Here is an 8524-nt window from a genome sequence, read left to right as displayed (position 1 = left end):
AATGAGTCTGGTAAAATGTTGGTATCATTATTTTTTGGATAGGCAAGCGTGTAACAATTATGCTGCCTATCTTTTTTGAGCACACATTGGCTCAATCCTCACCACCTCTCGGTTTCAGGCTGGTTGTCACCCCCCCAGGTGCGATCGCCTTTATTAGATTCTTCCTTTAATTACAACTTGTCCCAGGTCTGGCAATCTAGACACAGGAGAATAATCAAATTTCCAAACATCAAGCTCAAAAAGTTGACTATGTTCATCTAAATTCAATTCGACAGATACAGGAACTCCATCCTCATCTAAAAATTCAGCTTCAGCGACTGTTCTCCCAAGCCTTCTGTCTGAATTAGCAGCGCAGGATTTGAAGCGGAGGCTACCCATCCCACCATCGTCCATGTCCTCAACAAGCGCAGTGTTTAGTGTTGGTATTATTACTTCAGCAAGTTTATAGTTGGTCATAAGTAGAGCTTTAATCAATGCTGATTCACCGGATTTTAGTAGGCGCATTTTTATTATTGTGGTAGTGTAAGACAACCTTTGAGAGAAGCCTTATTATCATAGGTAAAGGCTAAAAAATTTGATTTTATTGCATTTGCCTTATTCCTTATTCATTCTGCTATACAATGTTAATGACTGATGGTACGATCGCTAAATGCTATCCAGTTGACAATCAAGCAATTGGGTCTCTTGCCCGCGAATCCATCGGTGCAAGCAATCTAAAATATAAAATCAGTTGACATTTTATGAGTATTATGATTTCGATCAATGCCGATCGCATAAACAGTTTAGATTTGTCTCCGGTGCGGACTGTGATTGAAAAGTGGCTGGCCGAAGGAGCGATCGCCCAAAACGAACAACAGCTACAATTTGAAATTGAGTATCCCCGCGAAGAGTTAGATCCGCGAGAAATTTCGGAAATTCCCGAAGCGCGGCTGTGGTTTATTCGCTTGGATGCTTGTTATCCTTGGCTGCCATTTTTGCTGGATTGGAAAGCGGGAGAATTGGCGCGCTATGCCGCGATGTTGGTGCCGCACCAGTTTCACCGAACCCAAGGTATTCAGTACAATCCTGAAGCTTTGGAAATGTTTTTGATGAACAAAATTTTTGTGTTGACTGATTGGTTGAATCAGCAGGGAATTCCCAGTAAATCGAAGTTGATGGCGATGTCGCAGATGTTTGGTTACGATTTGGAGGATGCTTTTTTTGATGTGATTGTGCCGCACAAATAAGCATCGCACTCTAATTAACATAGTTCTAATTAGGTAGACGACTCTATACCTAAAGACTTACGCACAAAGGTAGAAACCCGGTTGCTTCCCTTGTAGGGCGGGCTTTCTAGTCCGCCTGGGAAGCTATAAGTTCCATCCACAACAGCTTAATTAAGCTTAACAGCAACCGCAATCAGACTTTAATACAATCCTTAAACCAGCGCGCCTCAAAAAATTGTTGCTGGACTTCAGAATTTTCTCAGAATTGAGAGTTAGTTTAAATAGACAACGATCGCCCGATTCAATCGATCGAGGAAATTTACCATGACAACAGATTACCTCATCGTCGGCAGTGGTTTATCAGCACTGGTTTTCGGAGCTTTGATGGCAAACTCCGGCAAAACCGTACACATCCTCGAAGCTCACGAGCATCCCGGAGGCTTTGGTCACACCTTTACGATGGCCAACAAATACACATTTAATGCCCAATTCCACTACGTTTGGGACTGCGGCGAAGGACATACAGTCAATCGAGTTCTCAAAAAGCTCGGTCTCGATCGAGATGTCACCTTTGAACGGTACGATCCGAATGGCTACGACCACATGAGAATGCCTGGATATGCGCTCGATATTCCCTCGGAACCAGAGGAACTGATCCGCAGATTGTCGGCGCTGTTTCCCGAAGCGGGCGAGAGAATTAGCCAATTCGTCAACGAAGTCGAGAAAACCGGCAACGGACTCAGAAAACTCGCTCCTCCCGTCAAACCAATTGAATTAGTCAAAAATTTCGGTGACGTATTCTGTGCTGTCCAACACCTCAACAGTACACTTCAGGACGTTTTCGACAAGTTCCAACTCCCGCAAGCCGCCCAAACCCTATTAGCCCTGCAATGGCCAGACTTTTTGCTGCCGCCAAATCAGCTTTCTTTCTATGCTTGGATTGCCTTGTTTAGAGGCTATCAAGAAGGTGCATTTTACCCGACGCAGCATTTTGAAGATGTCATCAATTCTTTAGTTAATGTCATTGAATCCAACGGGGGGAAAGTTCTATTAAATCATGAAGTCACGAATTTTAGGGTAACAAACAGAACAGTAACTGGTGTTGAAGCGATGGATTTGACCACCCATCAAACCCATGAATTCACGGGCGACACGGTGATTTGCAACCTTGACCCGAAAAGAGCTGCCAAGATGATTGGAGAGGAACAGTTCTCTAAAACAGTGCGACGGAAACTCAACTATGAGTATTCTGCATCTAACTACATGGTGTACTGCGTTGTCAAAGATATCGATCTCCGAGACTATGGATTTGGCAAATGGAATACGTTTCATTCGGAACACCTGGATCTAAATGAAGCGTTTGCTCAAATGTATGAGCAAAATGATTTTTCTCGTCCGAGCTTTGCAATTACAACGCCAACTTTACTGACGGAAGCGCGGCGGGATTGTCCTGAAGATTGTCAAATTGTCGAATTTCTGACTGTTGCTAATTACAGCTATTTTAAACAGCTTTGGGAGAGCGATCGCAAAGCTTACAGACAGAAGAAACAAGAGATTCTGGACTCGATTTTAGATGTTGTGGAAAAACACTATGTTCCGAATTTCCGCAAACACATGGTCTTTCATATTACCGGAAGTCCGACGACTAACGAGCGCTTCTGTTGGTGTCCTAACGGTAATTCCTACGGTTCCAGCCTGACGCCACGCAACATGGGAGTCGATCGACTAAATCATGAAACATCCCTCAACAATTTCTACTTCTGCAACGCCTCGTCGGGCTATCCAGGCTTTGCACCGACATTTTGGACGGGCGCGCTGCTTTATCAACGTTTATCCGGCGATGCGATTTTAGGCTAAGGAAAATTAGCAATTGGTTATTTTCCTTTTTCTCTAGTTCCTTGGCAAAGCCAAGGAATGAATTTCACTCTTGCCCTGCCTCCTCTTAAAAATCTCTCGTTTCTGCTCTCATTATCTCGTTCCTTGGCAGAGCCAAGTAATGAATTTCTGGAGGCTCTGCCTCCTCTTAAAAATGACGAGGCACAGCAACAGTGAAATGCGTTCCGAGGTTCTATCTGGAAACGAGAATTTCTTCCTTCTTCCTGACATCCGTTACATCCGTTACAGAATCCGTTGCCGAACTTCCTTCTTCCTGACATCCGTTACATCCGTTACATCCGTTACATCCGTTACATCCGTTACATCCGTTACATCCGTTACAGAATCCGTTGCCGAACTTCCTTCTATCAATCTAGGAGTGAACTATGAGAATTGCAATTATTGGGGGCGGAGCGAGCGGTATGGCAGCAGCCTACTGGCTCGATAAACAGGGACATCACGTCACTGTATTAGAAAAGCAGCCGATTTTAGGCGGACACATTCGGACGCTTAACAAAAATGTTGCACCCAATCAATCTGAGTGCAATGAAATATTAGAAAATGGTGTACTAGAATTTCCGACTGTGTTTTACAATTTCGTGGCTTTTATGCAGGAGCTAGGCGTTGAATTAGAACCCGTGCAGATTGGTTCCGCGCTATTTCTTAAAGATGGCGATCACTTTTTGTCTAAGGTCTCTATCCGGAAAAATTTTACCGGAATCCAACGCCTGATCGAGTATTTGCGGCTGGATAGTCTATACGCTCGTTCGGCTGCATTTATTTTAAAAATGCGGTTTGCTAAACAGCACGATTTCTACGATGTGCCACTTTCTGAGTCTTTGAAAAGCTCGTGCGTCCGCAATTATTGGCTGAAGTTGCTGACGATGTACAGCTACTCGATACCGTTTGAATTGCTCGACAATTTTCCGGCCGAATTGGCGCTGCCTGTTCTGCGCGACTATGCCATGGTCAACTGGGTGAGGATTAAAGGCGGGGTGTATTCTTACATTGAAAAGATTCTAGAGCGGTTTAAGGGCGATATACGGCTGAATGTGGAGATTGCCCAGACTTTCAGAAGTGCTGATGCTGTAAAAATTGTGCTTTCTAATGGGGAGAGTCAGGAATTTGATAAGGTGGTTTTTGCGATGCCACCAGACCAAGTGATGAGGCTGTTGTCTGATCCGACGGAGGCGGAAACGAAGCGGTTTTCGGCGTGGGAACCCAATTATGCAACCACTGTACTGCATTCGGATACATCGATGTACGATCGCTACGGTATCCGCAAGTTATCAGAATTTGATTTTTTCGAGACGGACAAGGGATGGGGCTATAATGCGAGCTTGAATCAACTTTGCGGCATCTCCTCCCCACGAGAGTACAGTTTAGCTTTTCATCTGGAAGAGTCGATCGCCCAAAAAAACATTATTCACATTCAGAAACATCACACGCCGCTGTACAATGTCGAGTCTTTTCGATATCGAGATGAAGTTATCGAGACTAATGGCGAGAACAACACTTATCATGCGGGAGCTTATTTGGGGAATGGTTTGCACGAAGGAGCTATTACCTCTGCTTTGCGAGTCGCAAAATTAATTGGGTGAGATCAATTGTGATGCTACAAACTCTCGCAAATATCAGTAAATTTCTTGCCGGTGCAACTCTCTCACAAAAGTAATGATGTCTGCATCAAAAGTTAAACCAATGCGAGAGTCGTCCACTCGGATGCGAAATTAATTTTTGGCCTTGCCTAAGCTGCGACCCCACGTGCAGCAGTTAAGTAGACATCATTGCTCAAAGATGGTGGCATTGTTGATCCGGCTAACTGAGTACCCTCAAAGTTGGTTCCCGTGAATGTTGCCCCGCTCAAGTCGGCTTCGCTCAAGTCTGCATAGCACAGCCTAGCCCAATCGAGGTTTGCCTGCACCAAAGAAACTCCCACCAGATTTGCCCTGGTTAAATCTGCTCCCATCAACTTGACGCCCCGCAACTGAGCCCCGCTGAGATTGGCAGCTAACAAGTTCGAGCCTTCCAGGTTTACCCCGTTTAGTTTGGCTTCGCTCAGGTTGACGCCATTGAGATCCGTCCTGCTCAGGTCGATGCCATTGATGTAAGCTTTCCTGAGATAGATGCCTGTTAATTGAGCGCCAAAAAGCTTTGCACCGCTGAGTTTTGCCCCTCCGCAGTTTGCCCAGTTGAGATTGGCTCCCGTGAGGTTGGCGCCCCGCAGGTTGATGAATTGCAGGTCGGCTGTACACAAATTGGCGTTCCAGAGGATGGCGCTCCGCAGGTTGCTACCGATGAGTTGGGCGCCACTCAACTTTGCTCTGGGCAATTTTGCTTTGACGAGGAAAGCTCCGCTGAGATTGGCTTTTGTAAGCTCTGCATCCGCTAGTCTGGCTTGGCCCATTTTGGCAAAACTCAGATTGGCCCTGTAAAGGTTTGCGCCGTTGAGTTCTGCTTTGGTCAGATGCGCCCGACTCAGGTTAGCTCCCGACAGGTTAGCCCTCGAAAGGTTTACGCCAACCAACATAGCTCCGCTGAGGTTTGCTCCGCTGAGGTTTGCGTCAGCAAAGTCTCTGTTTCCATTTTCGTATTCTTTGAGCAGCTCGGTTACTTCCATACGGGTCACATTCCTAATAGCGGAAATTTATCTAGAAATAAACACTCTTTATAAGTATTTTATCTCAAAGAGAGCGGACGCGCTCTCACTTTCAAGAAAGCTGACAATTAACTTGATATTTATACATATACTTTGTGCTTTTCCCAGAATCCCGACCGTTTTGAGGTCATAGTCTGAAACCCTTGATTTATCGTTGGTTTCTAGTATGCTTCGGCAAGGGTTGCGATCGTACTGAGATTCGTGAAACCGTTATTCTCGGTAGGTAAGCCATCAAACACTGTCCGAAGTGTTAATCAATAGTTAAAATCAATATTCTTGTTGTCCACTGTGGCTCACAGCTTTTTTAAACCGAGACTGCAAATTTGTTGTTGTTTTTCCGTCAGGTGTCGCGAAGGCTGGCATGGTCATAGCTACATATTTTATCTACTGTCATTTTTTATTAAAATTAAATGTCGAACAAGAGCTTAATCAGCGAGATTTTTCTCGGTTGTCTCGCAGCAGTTAGACGATCGTGCTTTTCAAGATTTCCTTTAGTCGATCGGGCTGAAAAGTAATTTCAGACATTGTACTTCTGAGGGATTTATCGATCGACCTAACGGTAGAGGCTATTCGCTCAAAACCTAGCGGATAATATACAGCAGATTGTACAAAACCAACAGCGAGTAATTTCTGTATACGATCGCCCTCTCTACTGGCAGTTAGGCAGATGTGTCAATCTATGTTATGCTGAGTCAAAATTGAGGAAAGATCATGTCAAAAGAAAGAAGAAGCAACAAAGAAGTCAAAAAGCCAAAGAAACAACCTGATGGTGTTGCTAAGCCGAAGGATGACAAAAAAAATTATGGTAGCACGGACGGCCGCAAGTAGAGATAGCTGGCACTCTCGGAACTGTAATTAATTTTGTTTAAGTTTTATTAGTATCAATCTTTAACAAATTTAAATATCCTTTTTTGGGATAATCCGAAAACAGGTTTATTATATTTAGGGAATATGCAGTGCTAAACCCAAAGTATAATGAAATCTGTTTTTAGTAAGGAATATGAAACCTTCCGTTGCTGTATGATTGCGGCTCGTAAAGAAGCGCAACTAACTCAAGAGTCTGTTGCTAAATCTCTTAAAAAGCCCCAGTCCTTCGTAGCCAAATATGAAAACGGTGAACGACGGTTAGATGTAATTGAGTTTCTGTTAGTTGCTCATGTAATTGGTGTAGACCCTTGCGATATTATTAGGAAAATTTCACAAAAAATATCTGAAGCATCTTGTGAGAGCGAGATATGAATACGCAAGATGTAATCAGACTTGCATCCCAATATCTATATCGCTTATCGGGTAACACTTTCGACGTTTTAGATGTATCTAAACCTGTTACCGTAGATGCAGCGGTGAACCTGTCTAAAGTTATCTCAAAGCTTTCGCCTTTAGTCGGAAATTTAATCGAATTTAACCCCGTTGAATGCTTGAATCAACAAAATGAGTTCGCTGAATTTGGAAAGTGGTATAGGCAAGATCTGGGCTTTCCAGATACTATTTTCCTCGGCATAGTTCAACCAACGCCAGGATTAGAAATTAAAGCGTGGTTCCCACTAGCAACAGAGATAACAGCACGTTTCAAAGATAGTCAAAATCACTTTAGCTTCAATCAGACCTATGTTGCTATTCTGGCATGGCTATCCGATAAAATCATTTACGGCAAGCCTCGCATTCTTGATGTGTGCGTTGTCTCTGGTTTATCGGTAGCTGTAGCGAGAGATACCCACTATCACAATCCGCCGGATTATCTTGTTTTAGAGCCGGAAGATACAACTCAAAGAACAACAAATTTGCAACAAACAAACACCAGTGGATATAAATTCCAAGGCTCTGCTGAGGAGTTTTTAGAAGCTGAGAAAATAGTTGATTCATGGGGTACTCAAGGAAAAGTCTACAAACCAACTAGAGAGTATCAGCGGCTTCTGCCGGAGCTACGGATACGCTATGAATATAGACTAGATACAAATTTTGCAAAGATGGACAGAATTGTACATCCAGGCATTGAGGAATTTAAGCGACGTGTCTACAATACTGAAGTTTCCGGTATGACCGTTGGTCGGTGGAATAAGCTTTTATCAAGTCGCCTAGAAGGCAGCATCAAGAAATCCCTACAAGATTATCTACAGATTAGAGAAGAGAGTATTGATGAAATTATTGATTAAATCTCTGTACACCATAGTAGAAATAGTCGGGGTCTATCTCGCAAGAAAAGGCTTTTCGTTTTAGTTTACGTGCTGACAAAGCTGCACTAAAAAGTCCACCAAAAGGTTCCCATATAACATCGTTTTCATCGCTCGATGCCTCAACAATAAGGTTCATCAGATCCAGAGGTTTTTGGTTGAGATGTAATGCTTTTCCAGAGATAGTTTTAACTCTCTCATCGCCCCGTAAAGCTTGACGCTCCCAAACGTTTGTAAAACCGTGAGGGCATCTAAATTTCGATCGCATCTTGCTCCATTCTTGTCCCGTTAGAGGCTGATTGCCATCCAGCGAAAAGTATGGTTTTCCTTGAGGACTACCATACTCATTTGCATAGTTCACTAGCCTTTCAAACATCTCGGTCGGAGGGAAATACCACAAATGCCCTTGATCGAAGTATTTCCTGGTTGCTGCATCCACCACCCCGCAAGCATTATTGGCCCGTCGTAACGGCAACCCTGAGCATTTCCACTCTCGCAATAACCACGCCTTTAAGGTAAGTTCATTAACTGTTACTTCTGCTATACAAATACTAGACAAGTCTAGACATTTGCTTCTTACTTCATCGGGAGCATGGGAGCGGTTATCCCTCAGT

General features: G+C 43.8%; 9 protein-coding genes. 5 read left to right on the top strand and 4 right to left on the bottom strand.

The features are described 5' to 3' along the window. Positions 1-153 precede the first annotated feature (153 nt). Complete coding sequence (locus tag QUA36_RS30120; RefSeq protein ID WP_333189838.1) at positions 154-504, bottom strand: DUF6984 family protein; 351 nt, start codon at positions 502-504, stop codon at positions 154-156. A 236-nt stretch (positions 505-740) separates the two neighbouring features. Here QUA36_RS30120 and QUA36_RS30115 point away from each other — a divergent pair, with 236 nt between their 5' ends. Together QUA36_RS30115 and QUA36_RS30110 are read left to right on the top strand one after the other, a co-directional pair. Continuing rightward, positions 741-1226 carry a CRR6 family NdhI maturation factor gene (locus QUA36_RS30115; protein ID WP_333460031.1) on the top strand — a complete coding sequence of 162 codons (486 nt, stop codon included), beginning with the start codon at positions 741-743 and terminating at the stop codon, positions 1224-1226. A gap of 303 nt (positions 1227-1529) precedes the next feature. Beyond that, complete coding sequence (locus QUA36_RS30110) at positions 1530-3062, top strand: NAD(P)/FAD-dependent oxidoreductase (RefSeq protein ID WP_333460030.1); 1533 nt, start codon at positions 1530-1532, stop codon at positions 3060-3062. 261 nt (positions 3063-3323) lie between these two features. Here the strand turns inward: QUA36_RS30110 and QUA36_RS30105 are convergent, their stop codons facing one another. Next, positions 3324-3452, bottom strand: a complete 129-nt coding sequence (locus QUA36_RS30105; protein WP_333460029.1) for a hypothetical protein — start codon at positions 3450-3452, stop codon at positions 3324-3326. A gap of 14 nt (positions 3453-3466) precedes the next feature. On the opposite strand from QUA36_RS30105, the gene QUA36_RS30100 reads away from it, so the two are divergent. Then, positions 3467-4681 (top strand): FAD-dependent oxidoreductase, encoded by a 1215-nt coding sequence (locus QUA36_RS30100; RefSeq protein WP_333460028.1) that lies wholly within the window; start codon positions 3467-3469, stop codon positions 4679-4681. 146 nt (positions 4682-4827) lie between these two features. On the opposite strand, the gene QUA36_RS30095 is transcribed toward QUA36_RS30100, so the two are convergent. Continuing rightward, entirely contained in the window at positions 4828-5700 is an 873-nt protein-coding gene (locus QUA36_RS30095) for a pentapeptide repeat-containing protein (RefSeq protein WP_333456634.1), read from the bottom strand. Between the two features lie 1014 nt (positions 5701-6714). On the opposite strand from QUA36_RS30095, the gene QUA36_RS30090 reads away from it, so the two are divergent. Continuing rightward, the gene (locus tag QUA36_RS30090; protein WP_333166438.1) at positions 6715-6978 is read left to right on the top strand and encodes a helix-turn-helix transcriptional regulator; all 264 of its coding nucleotides are present in this window, start codon (positions 6715-6717) and stop codon (positions 6976-6978) included. Continuing rightward, positions 6975-7892, top strand: a complete 918-nt coding sequence (locus QUA36_RS30085; protein ID WP_333460027.1) for a hypothetical protein — start codon at positions 6975-6977, stop codon at positions 7890-7892. The genes QUA36_RS30090 and QUA36_RS30085 overlap by 4 nt, the downstream gene beginning before the upstream one ends. On the opposite strand, the gene QUA36_RS30080 is transcribed toward QUA36_RS30085, so the two are convergent. After that, positions 7882-8524, bottom strand: a 643-nt coding sequence (locus QUA36_RS30080) for a DNA methyltransferase (RefSeq protein ID WP_333460026.1), incomplete at its 5' end; no start/stop codon positions are given. The two genes, QUA36_RS30085 and QUA36_RS30080, sit on opposite strands and share 11 nt — an antisense overlap.

The sequence above is a fragment of the Microcoleus sp. Pol10D4 genome (assembly GCF_036701555.1).
In the GTDB taxonomy this organism is placed as follows: domain Bacteria; phylum Cyanobacteriota; class Cyanobacteriia; order Cyanobacteriales; family Microcoleaceae; genus Microcoleus.
Note: the sequence above shows the minus strand (reverse complement) of the source record. Positions and strands in the feature narration are given on the sequence as shown.

Bases quoted from the DNA above. Each gene is read 5' to 3' on its own strand.
- QUA36_RS30095 (WP_333456634.1), bottom strand. From the start codon at position 5,700: ATGGAAGTAACCGAGCTGCTCAAAGAATACGAAAATGGAAACAGAGAC.
- QUA36_RS30090 (WP_333166438.1), top strand. From the start codon at position 6,715: ATGAAATCTGTTTTTAGTAAGGAATATGAAACCTTCCGTTGCTGTATG.
- QUA36_RS30110 (WP_333460030.1), top strand. From the start codon at position 1,530: ATGACAACAGATTACCTCATCGTCGGCAGTGGTTTATCAGCACTGGTT.
- QUA36_RS30100 (WP_333460028.1), top strand. From the start codon at position 3,467: ATGAGAATTGCAATTATTGGGGGCGGAGCGAGCGGTATGGCAGCAGCC.
- QUA36_RS30120 (WP_333189838.1), bottom strand. From the start codon at position 504: ATGCGCCTACTAAAATCCGGTGAATCAGCATTGATTAAAGCTCTACTT.
- QUA36_RS30115 (WP_333460031.1), top strand. From the start codon at position 741: ATGAGTATTATGATTTCGATCAATGCCGATCGCATAAACAGTTTAGAT.
- QUA36_RS30085 (WP_333460027.1), top strand. From the start codon at position 6,975: ATGAATACGCAAGATGTAATCAGACTTGCATCCCAATATCTATATCGC.